The sequence below is a fragment of the Halobaculum sp. EA56 genome, assembly GCF_051195075.1.
Taxonomy (GTDB): Archaea; Halobacteriota; Halobacteria; order Halobacteriales; family Haloferacaceae; genus Halobaculum.
In genome coordinates, this window is record NZ_JBNTJX010000020.1 from 1 (window position 1) to 17113 (window position 17113).

Here is a 17113-nt window from a genome sequence, read left to right on the forward strand (position 1 = left end):
GATGCGGGCTCGTAGATCAGCGGTAGATCGCTTCCTTCGCAAGGAAGAGGCCCTGGGTTCAAATCCCAGCGAGTCCAGTCAACTACGGGTCGGTTGCGAAGGCCCCGATTTCTCGCGGGAGCAGCACTAACACAGAATCGTTCAGTGACATCCTCGCGGAAACAACCCGCGAAGGATGTGAAGTTCGCCAGGATGTGGGTTGGCCCCACGCCGTCCCCGAAGTATTGGCCGTTTGCTCGGGGTGGTCGGCGTGAGCGTCGACACCACCGAGGTCCTTGTCTGTGAGTTCTGCGGCGGCGAGATCACCGAGCATGATCAGCGCTGCCCCGCCCTCGACCACGGGGTGTGTCGGCCATGATCCGCCTCGACTCCGACCGGGCCGATACGGGTTGCCTCCACTGCGGCGCCCACGTCACCGAGCGGTTCGCCGCCGTCTTCGGTGACGAGGACGGCGACGTTCACCGCTGTCCCGCCTGCGACTCGATGCCGCGGATCAGCCGCGGGTCCGCGGCCGGGAAGACCGTCGAGACGCACGTCGATCCCGACGACGACCCGGCGTTCAACAAGGGAGGGCGCGTCGGCGCCGCGCGAACTGACGGAGGTGACGGCCGGTGAGCGTTCCCGTCGTCGAGGCCGCCGTCGCGGACAACTACTCCGACGGCGCCTTCCAGGGATGCACCGACGACGACTGCCACGGCGACCTGTACTACGAGCGCGACGACGTGCTCGTCTGCAGCGGGTGCGGCACCCAGTTCTCGCATTACTACGACCACACCGGCGAGAACATCCTCGAACGGATCGACGTCGCCGACGACGGCGAGATCGAGACGGTCGTCGTCGCACGCGTCCACGACCCGGCTGACGAGATCGAGGGTTGGCGCGAGATCGTCGACGACGCCGCGCGAACCGACGGAGGTGACGGTCTGTGACCGACGCGCGCCTCACCGCGATCGACCTGTTCTGCGGCGCGGGTGGGTTCTCCCACGGCCTCGCGCTCGAATGCGAGTCGCTCGGGTACGACGTGCGGTTGATCGCCGTCAACCACGACGACGACGCGATCGCGACCCACAAGCGGAACCACCCCTGGGCCGAGCATCACAACGCGAAGGTCGAGGAGCTGCACCCGCCGGCAGTCGTCGGCGGCGACGACGTCGACCTGCTCGTCGCCGGGCCCGAGTGTACGCACTTCTCCTCGGCGCGCGGCGGGAAACCCGTCTCCGAGCAGCGCCGGGCGAGTCCGTGGCACGTCGTCGACTGGATCCAGAAGACCCGGCCCGACGCGGTCCTCGTCGAGAACGTCCCCGAACTCCGTAGCTGGGGGCCGATCGACGACGACGGCCGACCGACCCGGAACGGCGAGACGTTCGAGGCGTGGATCGACGTGATCCACTCGCTCGGCTACTCGGTCGCCCACGACGTGCTGAACGCGGCCGACTACGGCGACGCGACCTCGCGACGCCGCCTGTTCGTCGTCGCGCGCCGCGACCGTCGCGCTACCCACCCCGACCCGACGCACGCTCAGGACCCGGATCCGGACTCCGAGCGCGCACCGTGGCGGGCCGCGGCCGAGATCATCGACTGGAGTGACCGCGGGTCGTCGATCTGGACGCGCTCGCGGCCGCTCTCGAACAACACGATGCAGCGGATCGCCGAGGGGATCCGCGAGCACTGCGACGACCGCCTCGCCGAGTACGCCGACGTGGTCGCCGATCTGGAGCCGGCGGACATTGAGCGTCTGCAGGACGACATCGTTCCAGTCGACGATCTCGGCGACGCGCTCGACGACCGCGACGAGCCGTTCCTCGTTTCGGCGACTGGAACCGCAGCCGCCGACGGCGGTACCCGGATGGTGATGGGCCAGCAGTCGAACGCCCGCGCGCTCGACGCCGACCGGGAGCCGGTGCCGACGATCGCGACGCGGGGCGCCGTCCACTTCATCGAGGCCCAGCCGTTCGTAAAGCCGCGGAACCTCCCGCGCGGTGGCCTACACACGAACGCGACGTACGTCGCCGACGACCGGCCGCTGCACACGGTGACGGCGAGCAACCACGACGGGCACCTCGTCTCGCCGTTCCTCGTCGAGTACTACGGCAACAGCGACTCAGCCCCCGTCGACGAGCCGCTCCCGACGGTCACGACGAAGGACCGGCACGCGCTGTGCGTGCCCGATCTGTCGCCGCTCGGGCTCGGCCTCCGGTACCGGATGCTGCAGCCGCGTGAACTCGCCGCCGCACAGGGGTTCCCCGACGACTACGAGTTCGTCGGCGACACGAAGGCGTCGCGCACCGCCCAGATCGGGAACGCGGTGCCGGTGAACCTCGCCCGTGCGCTGGTGAACGAGGCGCTGACTGGCGACGCGCCGTCGCTGGCGACGTTCGGCGAGCAGGAGGTGGAAGCCGATGACTAGGTACGTCCTCGTCGGCTGCGGCGCCGCGAAGCGCGACGAGCGTTCCGAGGCCCGCGAGCTGTACACGTCGACGTACTTCGCGAAGAAGCGCGAGTATGCCGAGACCGTCGGCGACGAGTGGGCGATCCTCTCGGCCGAGCACGGGCTCGTCGAGCCCGACGACGAACTCGATCCCTACGAGACCCACATCGACGACCTCAACGGCGACGCGCTCGACGAGCTGGCGCACAAGGTCGGCCTCGAACTGATCGAGTGGCTCGGCGCCACCGACCCGGCCGACGAGATCGTCGTCCTCGCCGGCCGCTCCTACGTCGACCCGCTGCGGGAACGCGAGACGTTCCATGCCGGGATCGACCCGGCTGTCTCGTTCCCGTTCGAGCAGCTCGACCTCGGCGGGATCGGCGAGCAGATGTCATGGCTCGGCGAGCGCGTCGACGCTGCGACTGCCGAGCAGCAACGGCTCGTCACCGACGGCGGGACGAAGTCGGTGCCGACGGGATGGACGTGCCCCGAGTGTCTCGCTCGGGTTCCGAACACGTCGCTCAGCTGCCCGCGTTGTGGCCTTCACGTCCCGGAGGATACGCGAGGTGACGGGCAGTGAGCGCCGACGAACTCACCATCGCCGAGTGGACCGAGATGCCGTACACCTCTCACGACCTCCGCGGCGCCGTCGTCGAGCACCGTGTCGTCGTCGCCGCGTACGACGGTGTCGGCGCCGATGTGCGGCACGAAGTCCGCTCGGTCGATGTCGACCGCGTCCCGTCGACGTGGACGGAGGCGGAAGTGATCGAGGCGCGTCCGCACGGCCTCTCACGCGTTGATGGGGTGCCCGAATGGTGAGCGCCGACGCCGACGTGCGCCGCTGCTACGCCTGTGGGTCGTCCGAAGGCGTCCGCCGCCTCCCGTGCGGTGTCGACGCCTGCACCTCGTGTGCGGCGCTCGTGGACGGCCAGCGGGGACGCTGACGATGGTGACGCGCCAGAACCCCGACGCCGGGATCATCCGGACGTGTCCCCACGAGGCCCGCATCAACCTGAACTACGCGACCCAGGGCTCGATCGCCGACAACATGGCGCCCTACTGGGCGATCTGTGGCTTCATGCGCGCCTTTGACGGCGGCACCACTCTCGACGCGCGCTTCCCGTGGCTCGACAGCGTCGACCCACATCCCGTCTCCGAGGCCGACCCGGCCGACGACGACACCCGCGAGCAGGTCGAAATCTCGCTGTACTACGGGACCGACGACGACGGCGACTACGCGGGCAAGATCGCGCCGCGTCCCGACTTCGGGCTTTCTCAGGACCGCTCCATGTGGGAGCCGCGGATCCACGTCGACGGCGCGGGCCAGCGCAAAGCCGACTTCCACATCCGGCCGCGGTACGACGGCATGACGCACGTCGAGACGGGGAACCCGATCCCGTCGCCGTTCGACCACCCCGATCAGCCCGACACCGGGTTCAACGTCGAGATTCAGGGCTCGAACCTCGAACTCGACGAGTACCCGCACTGGTTACGGTGCGCCTGCCAGGCGCTCGCGAACGCGCTCGACGACGACTGGAACAGCGACTACTTCACCCGGCCGCTCCCGACGAGCAACATCAGCGTCCACGAGCGGTACGTCCGCCTCTCGCGGTCGATCGCCGAGAAGCTCACCCGGATGGGCGGCGCCTTCCACCAGCTCGCGATGCTGCTGTCGACGCAGGACACCTCGAAGGGAGCCTACTTCTGGGACTCCGGCGATTCTCACGGGGCGATGTATCGCCTCGTCTCCCACGCTGACGCCGCTTCGTCGATGATCCCCGGGCACGGCCTGGGGACACAGGCGAAGTGTTACGATCCGGAGCACGAGCACTCCGACCCCGACGACCCGCTGTACCACCGAAAGTTCGGGATGCTGTTCCAGCGGAAGGTCTCGGACATCCGGATCAACTCCGAGACCGTCGCGTGGGATCGCCGCCACGAGCTCGTCACCGAGCTCGAAGAACGGCTCGTGAACATCCTCACCTGGGCCGGCATCCCGATCGCACCGGGGTCGCTCGGGTCCTCGAACGACAGCGCGTCGACGTTCGTCGAGGACTGGCACTTCTCGCCGGCGGAGACCCAGCGAGAGATCGAACTCCACGACGACCCGACGCCGCAGATCGAGCGCTCGCAGGAGTCGATGCTCGTTCGGTCGCTCCAGCGCATGACCGCCGCCGACGAGTCTCTCACCGAGCAGCTCGTCGCCGACGGCGGCCGCGCTCGCTACGACGACCTCGCCGAGGAGTCGGACACGAGCGAGACCACCGTCTACCGGTGGCTCAAGCGGATGGGAGACGCCGTCGAGTCCGAGCAGGGCGTGATCACGTTCGCCTCGCAGCACCTCCGCGAGAAGTTCGAGGAGATCATCGGTCGGACCGTCACGAGCGTCCGCACCGACATCGAGCACGGTCTCCGTCACACCGAGTCGATCCTCGAAGCAGATGCGTACGAGCGGCCCTCCGGTGACGCCTTCGAGTCCTGGCGCGAGAAGTGGGGCGCCCGCGTCGCCGACGACGGCGCCGAACTGCAGCTCGGGTCGTGTCTCCCGCATCCCGACGAGGGCGTCACGAGCGGCGTGAACGCCGCCGAGGTCGTACAGGACGGGTTCCGCGCGTGGAAGGACTCGGGGAACGCACCCGGCCACTTCCCGGGTCGCGTCCGCTGGGACGATGATCACGGCCAGGAGCGCGTCGCCGACGCGAATACGCTGCTGCAGCACGACGCTCAGCAGGTCCGCTCGGAGGCCGTCGAGCGCCTCGCGCGCACCTTCGAGGGACAGGACGTGTACGAGGCCGTCGAGCGCGTCCGGAAGATGATCGGAACCGGCTCGACGTGGTCCGCCGAGCAGATCCAGACCGCCGTCGAGATCGCCGGCTTCAACATCGACGTCGAGGAGCACGCGCGCCCCGAGTTCGAGATCCCCGGCTGAAGCGGCCCTCGTGAGAGGCATCACTATCCAGCACCCCCTTTTTCCGCCGTCGCGCGACAGAAACCACACCATTCCTGTTCGCTACCAGATAGTTTCCGGCCTGCTCACCAGGAGTGGCGGGCCGGCATTCGCAGCGGGCGGGCAACACCCCTTAGGGAGTGTGCCTAAGGGCACCCCCCTTCGGGGGGACAACAAAATACCCCCGCACCGCCGCAGGCGGCGCGCGAATTTTGGCAACGCTCTGCAGATATATGCATTACGACTAAGTAGAGGGCCTTCGTTAACACGACCATGCCTGAACCGAGTATCACTGACCACATCTGGATCGTCGCACTTCGTCGGTCGGAGCCGTTCACCGTTGAGGAGATCGTCGACGAGACGGGTGCAGGTGAGCGGACAGTTCGCCAACACCTCACCGTTATAGCGGAGAACGGGTTCCTCAAACGACGCGGCGGTCGCGGTGCTGAGAAGGTCCGGTACATTCGCAGTAAACCCGTGGAACCGATGGAAGCCAGGGTATGAGATCTGAGGAATTCAATACTAGTATCACATACCGTGTAGTGGACTACATAGTTGGTGAGGAGCATTTAGCGAAGTTTAGAGACGACATGAAATCAGCAATTTACCGCCACAGCTCGCTGTTCAACAGTTGGGATATTTCTGAGCCAGATCTTCGATCGAAGGCCAAAGACGGGTTTGAGAGGGCCCATTCCAGCAATTGGAACGTCTATACTATGATGCTCTCATTGATCGGCATCATATTCTCTTTATTGGGTTTCGGTGGTTACAGCCTGTTTTTGACCGTGATCTCGGTCCTGATCGGTGTTTATGCGTTTCTGCATAAAGTTACAGTTGACTTGCTCCTTTACTGGCCGCCTTTCAGAGGACGGATCCAGTTTCTCAAATTCAAAGCAGTGTGGAACGATGCGGTCATGACCACATGGAAAGCGCCGGCCATACTCCTGATCGGGCTGGCGATGAGGGTCCATTATGATGCTTACAAAATTGGGTTGGCGATGATTGAGGAACACATTCTACTATCGCATTAATGTGAGTAAGAACTCACAGGCTGAAAACACCTCACGCGCCTTCGGCGCGTTCGGACCGCCCCGCATGCGGGGGCCTGACCCGGCCCCCTTACCACCCCGCCTCCGCACCGCAGAAGAAGACTCGGTCGTCCTTGCTACCGCGCGACCTCCCGCTCGATCGCCGGCGCCAGCTGCTCACCGATGTCGGGGATCTCCTCGAGGTCCTCTCGCGACGCCTCCCGCAGCTGGCACTCGCTTCGGTAGCCTGCCAGCGCCACCTGCCGCGACCGTTCCGGGCCCAGGTGACCGATGGACTCGAGCGAGCGCCGGAGTTCAGGCACTCGGTCGTCGACGGCGAGATCGAGCCGACGTTCGAGTTCTGGAAGTGAGATGTGACCGCGGACGTAGCTCGCTTTCAGCTCCTCGATAGACCACGGGTCGTCGACGTCCACGTCGCCGAGCGCGATCCGCGCCCGCAGCGGGAGCCCTGGTCGGAGGAACTCGTCGAACACGTACCAGGTCGGCCTGAGTAGCGCAGCGATGAGCCACCAGTCGACCTCGGGGATCATGCAACCAGCCTCCCGTCTGGTGTCTCGCTTACCTCGTTCCCGTCGATCAGGTCGTCGACCATGCCCTCAAGCTCGGAGCGTGCGCACGACTCGATCTCGGCGGCCGCTCTGTCGAGTACCGCCTCCGGGTCGGCGCCATACTCCGCGGTCGACAGCTTCTCCTCCTCGATGATCTCCAGCAGCGCGACCGTCGGCGTTTCACCCGAGACCGAGAGGTCGCCGTCGTCGCTCGCCTCCACCTCGACCGGGTCGGAGTCCACGCCGAACTCCCGGAACGAGCGCGCTTTTAGCCGCGTCGCTCGCTCCGCGTCCCGCATCCGCACCGTCTCGTCGTGTCGGAGCTTCGCCGACGCCTCCGCCAGCCGGAGCAGGTCCTCGAGGGAGCGCGGCGTCACCGGTATCTCGCGCCCCGACTCGCGCTCCTCCTGGACGAGCCGGACCTTCGTCTCGACGTACCAGTTCCGGAGGAACCGCTTCACGCCGTCGCCGTACTCGGGCGACAGCCTCGAGGCGCTCTCGACGTACGCGGCGAGGACATCTCCGTCGATCGGCGGCGCCACGTTCTCCCGGAGGTCGTCCGGGACATCGCCGCCGTTATCCTCGCGGATCGCCAGGTCGCGCGAGTCGGTGACGCCCTCGGCGATCTCGTCGATGTCCTCGCGCTCGGTCTTCTCGCGCGGCGTGAAGATCAGGTCGAACCGCGTCAGCAGCGGCGACGGCAGGTCGACCTGCGCGGCGGGCGTCTCACCGTCGCGGAAGTGGCCGTCTTCGGGGTTCGCGCCTGCCAACACCGCCGTCTCCGCCTTCAGCGTCGCCTTCTCGCCTGCCTTCTGCAGGTTGATCTCGCCGTCTTCCATCGCCTCCAGCATCGAGTCGTGCTCCCCCTCGCCGGCCTTGTCGATCTCGTCCACGAACAACACGCCGCCGGTCGTCTCGGGGAGCGCGCCCGCCGAGATCGTCCACTCGCTGTCGGAGTAGCCGAACTTCGACTTCGTGATCGCGGCGGTGAGGCCGGCCGCCGACGTCCCGCCGTTCCCAGACGTCATGCCGCTGTTAGGGACGATCCGCTGAGCCGCGCGACCGAAGTCCGTCTTCCCGGTCCCAGGGTCGCCCGCCAGCAGCATGTGGACCGTCCCGCGGTACTCTTTCCCGCTGCTGGAGGTCGGCGCGTTCCCCCGAACGAGCATCAACAGCAGCGCCTCTTTGATGTGCTCGTCGCCGATGTGCCCGGGCGCCGTCGACGCGACCAAGAGGTCGACGACTTCCTCCCGCGCGGCCAGCTCGTCGATGCGCTCGTGGTGCGCCTCGACGTCGATGAGCGACTCGTCTTCCCGGTGGACCTCCTGAACCTCCAGCAGGCGCTTGTGGACCGTCTTCCCGTCCGGACTGAACGGCTTGTACCGGGCGATCACGGTGACGCGCTCGCCCGACTCGACGCCCTCCCGAGCGAGGTCACCCTCGAGGACGCCGTCGACTGTGGTCGAGTCGCCGTCCATGTCCTCGGGCGGCGGCTGGAGCTGGATCATCTGGTGGTCGTCCCAGTCGGACTCACCGTCCAGCTTCCGCCACGGCGTCGTCTTCGTCTCACATCCGCGGCAGAACGGTGGTTCTCGGATGCGTCCGTATCCCTGCTGCTCGCGCTCTATCTGGTAGCACCGGACGCACCGAAACGCGCCCTCGACGAGTCGCGGTCGGGTTTCGGACCGCATCGACACCTGGCCGGAGACGGCCACGACCTCGCCGACCACGTCCGTCTCGGTCCCGACGTGCATCCCGTCGATGTCGAAGACCGGAACGCGGCCATACTCGGCGCTCCGGACCGTCTCTCGGCGCTCCTCGTGCTCGGACTCACCGGCGCTACTCATCGGTCCACTCCTCCGCGAGGTACTGCTCGCCCAGGACGCGCTCCTCTGGCGTCGGCCCTGAGCGGAGTTGGTGGACGGACTTCACGATGCTATAGCCGCCCCACGCGCCGCCGACGGCGAGCGCGACCGCCGCCGACATCGCGCCTGAGAGGATGATACTCCCCAGAACTGCGCCAGTCGGCGTCCGTAGCCACGCCTCCGGTCCTGCCGGGTAGGATTGTAACGGCCCAGCAGTGACGACGATCAAGAGCACGACACCGATGCCGATGTGAAGCCCGAGCAGTAGCGCCTCACGCGCCGAGTCAGCGTACGAAGCAGCGTAGTACGCGGACAGCGAGGCCGGTATCCACACGCCGACGACCGGCAGTGTCACCTCGGTCATCAGGCTGATCAGTGCGACGGTCGCTCCGAGTGCCCAGCCAGCGGTCGCCGTGTAGCGTCGCCGCGCCCATGTCGAACAGCTCCACTCGACGGCCGCAACGACTCGGTCGAGGACCGACGAGCACCGACTGACGACGTTCACGCGACCACCCCCAGCAGTCCGGTAGCGAACTCGAACGCTCCCGCGAGGAGGTTCCACGCCACCGAGAGGTTCAGTCCCGGGACGATCCCGGTCCACAGGAGCGCGACGAGCGCGGCCACGACGGCGACGGTCGACACGAGTGCGTGCTTGGCGAGCGTCGCGCCGATCCCAGCGCCGGCCTCGATGAGCGTCTTCAGTTTGAATCCCCACCAGGCGTACGTGAGTCCAGAGAGGAGTGCCCCGACTGAGATCACACCCGCGAGTCCCGCTTCAGCGAGGAACCAGCCGAGCAGATCGGCGAGCAAACCGAACGCGAATCCGAGCGGATCCATCTACTCTGCCACCTCCGTTCCAACGGCCGCGCCCACGGGGGGGTGCTCTCGTCTTGTTCTGATTACCGCGCGCGCGTAAAGTTCCGAGCGCGAGCGGCGAATCGGCGGGGTGGGCCGTCTTCCGGCGTGCTGGCCCAGGGCCGACCGGGGCGATCTCGTTCGCTCTCTCGCCGAGCTCGCGACCGACTCGTCGAGGCAATCAGTCATCCGCCACCTCCCCGGCCGTTGCCGACGCGGTTGCCCCCGGGGAAGACTCCTCGAGGTACACCTTCAGATCGAAGTTCCCCGGCTTCGAGATCTTCGGCCAGCTGAACTCCTCGAACCGTTCCTCGGTGAACACGAGCGCCTCACCCGTGTCGAACCCGGTCGTCAGTTCCTTCTCCATCGGCACCGTCTCGAATCCCTTCGGATAGCTGCTCTTGGAACCCTTCGTCGGGTTCGCTGTGCCGTTCATGCAGATCCGCCAGCGGACGCGGTCCGTCACGAGGTTGTGGAGGTGCTTGTCCTTGTGACCGTACGCGAACAGCGAGATCCCGTTTTTCCGGAAGTCCTCGACACAGTCCGCCAGGAACGTGATCTTCTGGAGCGTCGCCCACTGATCCTTCCCGGCGCCCTCCGAGGCGACGGTCTTGATCTCGTCGCAGAACCAGTCCGTCCACGGGAACGGCCCGCGCTCGACGAGCGACGCCCCCCACGCCGTCCACCAGTGGTCGACCGGATCCCCCTTCTTGTACTGGAGGCCCTCGTAGCGCTTGTCGGACGTCTCGTAGACCCACTGGCACCCCCGCATCGACGGATCGGGGTACACGACGTTGAACACGCCGTCTCCGAGGACGTTCAGGTTCAGGTCCATGATGTCGCTGTAGTACCGGACCTCCCGGACGACGTCCTCGAGGCGCACCGGGATCCCCATCGAGTCGCGTCCCCGTTCCTTCTTGACGAGGTACGCGTTCGCCTCGTACCCCTTCGGGAGACAGACCCGCGCGACTTGGTGGAAGGGAAACCACTCCGATCGCGACCCCGTGGCCGCCCGCCAGACCGCACGGGCGTTGTTCTGTTCCATCGTCGCCGCGGCGCTCCGCAGCGCGAGCGTCGACTTGCCGGAGTTCGGCGGACCGGTCGCGAACGCCTCGACGCCGCCGCTCGGTCTGGCGCGACCGCCGTCCCACGTGTGGTTGAACAGCGCCGGCAGGAGCGACGGCTCGTCGAAGACGTCCTCGTTGAACCGCGGGATCCCGTGCCTGCGGCGGAGGAACGCCGCATCGGAGTGGCGGCGCGAATCGCCCGTGAACTGCGCCGTCCCGCGGTGCGGGTCGGGGATACCGTGCTCGCGTGGATCCTCGTAGCTCGTGCTCATAGTTGCTTGTCCCGTGGGGAGAGCCCCTTCTCTCGGGTGTCTTCGCCGTGCTCGTCCGCGTCGCGGGCGATAGCGCGTATCGCCGCGTTCCACGTCGGGAGCAGGTACTTCGCCACCCACAGCTCCCGCTCGGCGACGAACTTCGACTCGTGCCGCTCGTGGACGAGCATGTCCTCGATGACGTCGTTGCGGCGGATCTTCCAGTCGAGGTCGGGGACGAGCTGCTCGATCAGCCCCAGCCCCGCCTCGTCGAGGTCTTCGAGCCATACCTCGACGTGTTCGAGGGACCGGAACCCGTCCAAGAGCCGGACGGTCGCGTCCGCCTGGTCGACGTACCGCTGGTACAGCCGCGGCCGCATCGCCGGGAACGGCTGTTTCTCCGGGTCCTCGAAGCGCTTTCGCTGTTCCTCGTTGGTCACTTCCTGTGCGGCTGGCCGGAGATCTCGCCAGGCCCTCCGGACGCGCGGCCGGATGTACTTCGACGCGAGCAGGTCGCGCTCCGACTCGGCGGCCTTGAGGTCGACCGGGTTGTCTCGGTAGCGTCTCCGCTCGCGCTCGTCCGTGATCGCGACCGTCAGCAGTACGTCGGAGGTCGCGACCTGCTTGAACCAGCCCGACGGGACGCGGCCGAGCGTCCAGACCTGCAGCTGGTGGAGCGCAAGCAGCAGCTCCCGCCGGCTCCCGAACCCCTCAGTCCGCCAGCGACGGAGCCACGCCCGTTGGCTCTCGTGGAGGTTCGTCAGCGCTGGCGTGACGTTCAGCTCCGGCCGGTCGCCGCTCTCGACGCGGCGCTGGGCCTCGTCGAGGACGGTCGTATCCAGGCGCGTCTCAGCGGGTTCCGACTCCGGTTCGGGCTCGTCGGCGGCCGGCTCGTCCTCGAGCGGCTGGACGTCGCCGAGGTCCTCGTACTCCTCGGGCGGCGTCGTGTGTTCTGGTTCGGAGGACATCAGTCGTCAGCCTCCCCGCGCGCTGCGCGGCGTGCCTCGCCGACGGACGGCCCCTCCGTCGTGTCGACGGCTTCGACGATGTCCTCGCTGAACGGGCTGGAGTCGTCGTCGTGAGCGCCCTCGATCAGGCCCTCGTCGTTCAGCGCCGACATCCAGTCGCCCATGTCGTTCTTCGACCGGAGCGTCTGGACGAGCTGCTTCGCCATCGCGTCCACGCTGGCGAACTGTTTCATCTTCACCGACGCGTACCACGCCGTGACGAACGCCTTCCGGGACTGGCCGGGTGCCACCTCCGTCCACGCCCACCCGCCGGCCGGCTTCGCGAACCGCCACACGAGCGGCGTGCACGCGAGGACGCCCCAGATAGCCGAGCCGACGTACGTGTGCGTCGCTGCGCCCGCGATCGCCGGAACCCCGACGAACCCGAGCATCTGGACGTATTGCGGCTTTCCGAGTTGCCGCGGGAGATGCTCGTCGAGCGCCGGGTCGTAGTCCGGGTGGTTCTCCGCGGGTTCGTCGGTCATGATCTCCTCGGGCGGCTGGTAGGTCCGCCACGGCCACGTCCAGACGACCCGCTCGGGCTCGGACTCGACGAGGTCCCCGTCGCCTTCGGCGACCACGATGACCTTGTCGTACTCGCCGATCCCGTTGAACTCCGCCTCGCGGTTCTCGACCGTCAGCGGCGCGTAGTACCCCTTCGCTCGGGCGTACATCGCCTGGAAGCCCTTGTGGTACAGCGCCGGGCCGGTCTCGGTCTGGATCACGTCGAACCCGTCGACCTCGATGTCAGCGGAGTCCAGCAGCGCCTCGCCGTCGTCCAGCGGCGACGACGCCGACTCCGGGTCCATCCGGATCAGCCCCCACGACTCGACGTCGCCGCCCTTGTGCGTGATCTCGTTGATCCCGACCACGGCGGCGACGAAGAACGCGAACACGACCGGCAGGGCCGCCACCAGCGACGCCCACTTCACGTACGCACCCGCGAAGATGACCCCGAAGACGATCACCATGAGGCCGATCAGGGCGCCGGCCGGGTAGCCCGGCCCCGCGTCGGCCGCCTCGCGGAACGACTTCGCCTTCTTCTGAACGAGCCACGAGAGCGCGATCGACGGCGCGATCAGCCACGTGATCGCCCACGAGTACAGCTCCGACTTCGAGCCGATGTTGACCGGCTGAGCCGTCGCGATAGACTCGTGTTTGAACGGGATCTTCAGCGTGCCCTCGTCTGTGTGGATCAGCAGCATCACGTTCGTGCGCTGCTGGTAGTGGCCTTTCAGGTGGACTACCTCGGGGCGACGCATCCCCTGCTCGAACGTCACCTGCTGGTGCCCGACGCCGGTGACGTTCGCGTACCGCTCCTCGGTGATCGTCCCGTTCTCGTCGCGGACCTCACGGGTGTCGGGGTGCCAGTAGATCAGCGTCAGGTTGTACGTCCGCGTCTCGCCGTCGTACGGGTGGCTCGCCACCATTTCGATGCGGTTCCGCCGAACGACCGCGTCCGCGGGGACGCCCTTCTTCGTCGCACTGTCGCCCTGGAACGAGTTCATCCCCGATGGCGGGTACCGGTTCAGCCAGAACGTCGTGTACGGGCCCGCCTTCCGCATCGACGGGTACCGCGTGTCGATGATCTTCCCCGTGTCCTGCAGCTTCGCCAGGTCGTATTCGCTGCGGACCTCGGTCGCGTTCGGCGCCTCCGTCTGGGCTGGCGCGGCCGCGGGGTCGGTCCCGATCGCGCCGAGCGCCGGCGCCGCAGCGCCCAGCAGCAGGACAATAGCGGCCGCCAGTGCAAGCCGTGAGCGCTTCATGCGCCACCACCCCCCGGGGCGAGGATGAACCGACGATACACGTAGTACGCCGCCAGCAACACCCCCAGCGTCGCCCCGAGCGGAGCCGCAGCGCGGACCCCGAACCCGACCGCCGCCGACAGCTGGCCGCCGGACGTGATGTCGAAGACAATCACAGCGAGCAGCCCAGCCGGAAGGGCGAACAGCGGGTTCAGCGGGAGCCGGCCCTCCTCCTGGCGGATCGGCCACCCCAGCCGGCGGTACAGCCACACGAGCGCCAGGAGACCGCCGACGCCGGCGCCCAACGTCACCAGTGCGCCCGTCGGGATCTCATCCGGCGCCGTGCGGCCTTCCGGTCCTACGCCACCCGTTCCGGAGCCACCGTCACCGTCGCTCGTCGAGCCACCGGATGACTCCTCCCGGAGTTCGATCGTCCTCGAGTCGTCGTCGCCCTCGAGGGTCACCGGGGAGTTCGCCTCGGCGCTGTCGATCGTCCGACCGTGTGTGATGTCCTGGAGGACCCAGTCCGTCCCATCACCCGCATCCGGGTAGGTGTAGAACACCGTGTCGCCGTACACCGTCCCCGGCTCGATTTCCATCGTGAACGGCGGCGTCGCGTTCGCGTCGTTCGGCACCGAGACGAGCACCTCGCCCGAGCTGGGCGCGACCTCGACCGGGATCGTCTTGATCCGCGCCGAGTGCCCCGAACTCGCGTTCGGCATGAACACCCGCTGTCGCCCCTGCGAGTCGAATTTCGCGTAGTCCTGTGGGCCCGACCACGTCTCCTCGCTCGCGTAATGGATCATCGACCCCTGTGACGCCAGCGTCACGCCCAAGTAGGAGTCGGAGTTCCACTCGGTAAGTGAGACGGTGACGTTCGTCCGCTCCCCGACCTTCGACGGCGCCGACACCGATATCGACGCGTTGTGCGGGTTGACCTTGCTCGCGTTCGAGCGAATCTCGAATGTCGTCCCAGCGGGGATCTCCCCGCCGTACACCGCGTCGAGGTCGACGGTCAGCGTCGACGAGTCGGAGCCGGAGAACGTGTACCTGGAGTCCGAGACCTCCGACCACCCACCCGACTCGTTGATGCGGTACTCCACGTCTCGCATCGCGTAGATCGACCCGACGTGGTCGATCACCAGCGCTGCGTCCGTCCTCGAGGAGGCGAACTGCTTCGAGACGTTGTAGCGTTCGCTGAACGACTCCGCCTGGTAGGTGGCAGATCGCTTGTCGACGGCGTCGTGCGAATACTCCACGTTGACCTGCGGGGCTGGGGCATCCGACGAGAGCGACCCATCTCCGACGGTGATGTTGACTGTGTTCGTGCCCTCCTGGAGCGCGCTCTTGTTGATCGTCAGCTGCGTCGTCTCGCCGTCGGCCAGCGTCGCGGTGGTGCTGTTCGAGACGCCGTTCACCTCCACACCAGGATCGGCTGTTCCAGTCCGCTCGGTGTACCCGACCGTCACGTCGACGGGACCACGAGTGGCCGAGACGTTGATGCTCGAGGTCGATAGCGAGAGCCCGCCGTCGATCGCGACCGTTTGGCTTTCCGAGGGCAGGATCACTCCGCTGTAACTGGCCTCTGCAGTCCCGTCGCCGTCCACGTCGATGCTCGGGCTATCGGTGGTGTACGTCTCATCGAACGAGAAGTCCCAGCTGACGGTAGATCCGGCGTTGGTGTTCGTCGTCGCCGTGTGCGAACCTCTGGGCACGTCGAACGACGAGACGGTCGCCGTCTGCCCTTCCGTGAGGATGCCAGAGACCGACGCTTCCGGGGTCCCGTCGCCGTCGAGGTCCACCGACGGGTCCTCCGTCGCCGTCCGGGCCGTCCACGAGGCCGACCAATCGGTCGGGTCTGAGAGGGTAATACTGTTCGACCCGGACGACAGACTCACCGATTTGGTCGCCGTCTCGCCCGCCGTCACCACGCCCCAATCGACAGACTGTCCCGATACCGTCCCTGAGATAGCTTTTCCGTCTACCGTTGCCTCCACGGACGCGAGGTTAACAGCGCCAGACGAATTTGAGACGTAAAAATCCAGTTTCGATCCCGGTTCAATCGATACCGTCCACGAAACATTCAACGAACCGCCGCCGGGGACATTCCCGTAGGTTCCGTCACCAACACTCCCCGTTGCGGAACCATTGTCCCATGTCACTTCCCACGGTTCACTATATTGGTCGCCGTCATCAGTCACCGTGAAATTGATTGTTACGACCGTTTCGACTGTTGCGGAGGACTTGAGAGTCACCGAGTCGAACTCCCCCGATTTGCCGTCATTTAGGGTTTTTTGAACCCCTGTGACCGTCATTGACTCACTCGACGGAGCGAGATTCCCGCCGACCGAGATAGATCCGTTTCCCGTTCCCGAAGCCGATCCGGATTTCGTCGTCGTCTCGCCGGTGAACGTGACCGACTCGCCCGTCGGCGCGAGGTTCCCATCGATGCTGTAGCTCTTGGTCGATCCGTCGCTTACACCTGTCACCGACACCGTCCGCGACTGCGAGGACTTGACTCCGCTGAACGTCACTGTCTCGTTCTTCGGGGCGAGGTCGCCGGCGACCGACACCGACACCGTACCGCCGTCAGCGACCGCGGCCGCACTCTCAGTATCGCGCTCGCTGTTGACTGTGCCCGTCAGATTGATTGAGACATCCGACGCCGCGTCGAGCCCGCCGTCGGAGATCGTGTAGGTGTGCGACGTCCCGTTCGACGCCGGCGTGTCCGAGATCGTCACCTCGCCCTCGAACGTCACCGTGTTCGTCGAGAAGTGCGGCACCTCGAAGATCACGAAGTTACCCTGGCGCTTCACGGAGCGCGACCACTCCTCTCCCGACTCGTGCATCCCGTAGACCCGCTCGGGGACGTAGCCGAGCGTGTTGTTCACCGCCGCTCGCGGAAGGGCCACGCGGCGGCCCTGGTGGTGGACGTCGTCGCGCAACACCAGCGCCACGTCGTCACCCGTGCCGACCGTCGTGCCGTTCGTCAGTGACTCCGCCCTGTCCGCCGTTGTGATCGTCACCTCCAGCGAGCTGGCGTAGTCCGTCGCCATCACGTCGCCCTGCCAGGCCGCCTCGTCCGGCACGTCCGAACCGGCGGGGACGTCGACGACCACGTTGCTGTCCGGCAGTCCCACCATACCGCTCGGCGCCGCGCTTGCGGTCCCGACCGGTGACAGCGGCATCCCGCTCACCACGATCAGGAGGACCGTCACCACCGCCGTGAACTTCTGAAGTGTCTCTGTGTTCATGTACTGAAAAAGCCGCTCTCGGACCCTTCACGCGCATAATGCGCGGTCGCGATGCGCTTCGCTCGACGCCGACCCCGCGGCGCTGGCGCGGTCGGGA

At 66.8% G+C, this 17113-nt stretch carries 16 protein-coding genes and 1 tRNA gene; 9 read left to right on the forward strand and 8 right to left on the reverse strand.

What is annotated here, in order from left to right; all coding sequences use genetic code 11:
* Nucleotides 1-5: 5 nt before the first annotated feature.
* The 9 genes from ACQUQ1_RS19490 to ACQUQ1_RS19530 all read left to right on the forward strand — a co-directional run bounded on the left by ACQUQ1_RS19490 (nucleotide 6) and on the right by ACQUQ1_RS19530 (nucleotide 6406).
* Nucleotides 6-77: transfer RNA gene (locus ACQUQ1_RS19490), tRNA-Ala, on the forward strand.
* 277 nt (nucleotides 78-354) lie between these two features.
* On the forward strand, nucleotides 355-615 hold the full coding sequence (locus ACQUQ1_RS19495; RefSeq protein ID WP_435065932.1) for a DUF7563 family protein: 261 nt from the start codon (nucleotides 355-357) through the stop codon (nucleotides 613-615).
* The gene (locus ACQUQ1_RS19500; protein WP_435065933.1) at nucleotides 612-929 is read left to right on the forward strand and encodes a hypothetical protein; all 318 of its coding nucleotides are present in this window, start codon (nucleotides 612-614) and stop codon (nucleotides 927-929) included. The genes ACQUQ1_RS19495 and ACQUQ1_RS19500 overlap by 4 nt, the downstream gene beginning before the upstream one ends.
* Nucleotides 926-2407 carry a DNA cytosine methyltransferase gene (locus ACQUQ1_RS19505; protein WP_435065934.1) on the forward strand — a complete coding sequence of 494 codons (1482 nt, stop codon included), beginning with the start codon at nucleotides 926-928 and terminating at the stop codon, nucleotides 2405-2407. Before ACQUQ1_RS19500 ends, ACQUQ1_RS19505 begins: the two co-directional genes overlap by 4 nt.
* A complete protein-coding gene (locus ACQUQ1_RS19510; protein WP_435065935.1) occupies nucleotides 2400-3008 on the forward strand; it encodes a DUF6884 domain-containing protein in 609 nt (202 codons plus the stop codon). The genes ACQUQ1_RS19505 and ACQUQ1_RS19510 overlap by 8 nt, the downstream gene beginning before the upstream one ends.
* Nucleotides 3005-3247, forward strand: coding sequence for a hypothetical protein (locus ACQUQ1_RS19515; RefSeq protein ID WP_435065936.1), 243 nt, complete (start codon nucleotides 3005-3007; stop codon nucleotides 3245-3247). The genes ACQUQ1_RS19510 and ACQUQ1_RS19515 overlap by 4 nt, the downstream gene beginning before the upstream one ends.
* Before the next feature lie 127 nt (nucleotides 3248-3374).
* Entirely contained in the window at nucleotides 3375-5357 is a 1983-nt protein-coding gene (locus ACQUQ1_RS19520) for a hypothetical protein (protein ID WP_435065937.1), read from the forward strand.
* A gap of 291 nt (nucleotides 5358-5648) precedes the next feature.
* Entirely contained in the window at nucleotides 5649-5879 is a 231-nt protein-coding gene (locus ACQUQ1_RS19525; protein WP_435065938.1) for a hypothetical protein, read from the forward strand.
* Between the two features lie 38 nt (nucleotides 5880-5917).
* The gene (locus ACQUQ1_RS19530) at nucleotides 5918-6406 is read left to right on the forward strand and encodes a hypothetical protein (protein ID WP_435065939.1); all 489 of its coding nucleotides are present in this window, start codon (nucleotides 5918-5920) and stop codon (nucleotides 6404-6406) included.
* 134 nt (nucleotides 6407-6540) lie between these two features.
* On the opposite strand, the gene ACQUQ1_RS19535 is transcribed toward ACQUQ1_RS19530, so the two are convergent.
* From ACQUQ1_RS19535 to ACQUQ1_RS19570, 8 genes are all read right to left on the reverse strand, one after another.
* Nucleotides 6541-6954, reverse strand: coding sequence for a hypothetical protein (locus ACQUQ1_RS19535; RefSeq protein WP_435065940.1), 414 nt, complete (start codon nucleotides 6952-6954; stop codon nucleotides 6541-6543).
* Nucleotides 6951-8819, reverse strand: a complete 1869-nt coding sequence (locus ACQUQ1_RS19540) for an ATP-binding protein (RefSeq protein WP_435065941.1) — start codon at nucleotides 8817-8819, stop codon at nucleotides 6951-6953. Before ACQUQ1_RS19540 ends, ACQUQ1_RS19535 begins: the two co-directional genes overlap by 4 nt.
* Nucleotides 8812-9342 carry a hypothetical protein gene (locus ACQUQ1_RS19545; protein WP_435065942.1) on the reverse strand — a complete coding sequence of 177 codons (531 nt, stop codon included), beginning with the start codon at nucleotides 9340-9342 and terminating at the stop codon, nucleotides 8812-8814. The genes ACQUQ1_RS19540 and ACQUQ1_RS19545 overlap by 8 nt, the downstream gene beginning before the upstream one ends.
* The gene (locus ACQUQ1_RS19550) at nucleotides 9339-9674 is read right to left on the reverse strand and encodes a hypothetical protein (RefSeq protein WP_435065943.1); all 336 of its coding nucleotides are present in this window, start codon (nucleotides 9672-9674) and stop codon (nucleotides 9339-9341) included. Before ACQUQ1_RS19550 ends, ACQUQ1_RS19545 begins: the two co-directional genes overlap by 4 nt.
* Nucleotides 9675-9873: 199 nt before the next feature.
* Nucleotides 9874-11031: an ATP-binding protein gene (locus ACQUQ1_RS19555; protein ID WP_435065944.1), complete on the reverse strand. Its 1158-nt coding sequence runs from the start codon at nucleotides 11029-11031 to the stop codon at nucleotides 9874-9876.
* Nucleotides 11028-11978: a hypothetical protein gene (locus ACQUQ1_RS19560; protein WP_435065945.1), complete on the reverse strand. Its 951-nt coding sequence runs from the start codon at nucleotides 11976-11978 to the stop codon at nucleotides 11028-11030. The genes ACQUQ1_RS19555 and ACQUQ1_RS19560 overlap by 4 nt, the downstream gene beginning before the upstream one ends.
* Nucleotides 11978-13783: a hypothetical protein gene (locus ACQUQ1_RS19565; protein ID WP_435065946.1), complete on the reverse strand. Its 1806-nt coding sequence runs from the start codon at nucleotides 13781-13783 to the stop codon at nucleotides 11978-11980. The genes ACQUQ1_RS19560 and ACQUQ1_RS19565 overlap by 1 nt, the downstream gene beginning before the upstream one ends.
* Nucleotides 13780-17016 carry a hypothetical protein gene (locus tag ACQUQ1_RS19570; protein WP_435065947.1) on the reverse strand — a complete coding sequence of 1079 codons (3237 nt, stop codon included), beginning with the start codon at nucleotides 17014-17016 and terminating at the stop codon, nucleotides 13780-13782. The genes ACQUQ1_RS19565 and ACQUQ1_RS19570 overlap by 4 nt, the downstream gene beginning before the upstream one ends.
* Nucleotides 17017-17113: the final 97 nt, after the last annotated feature.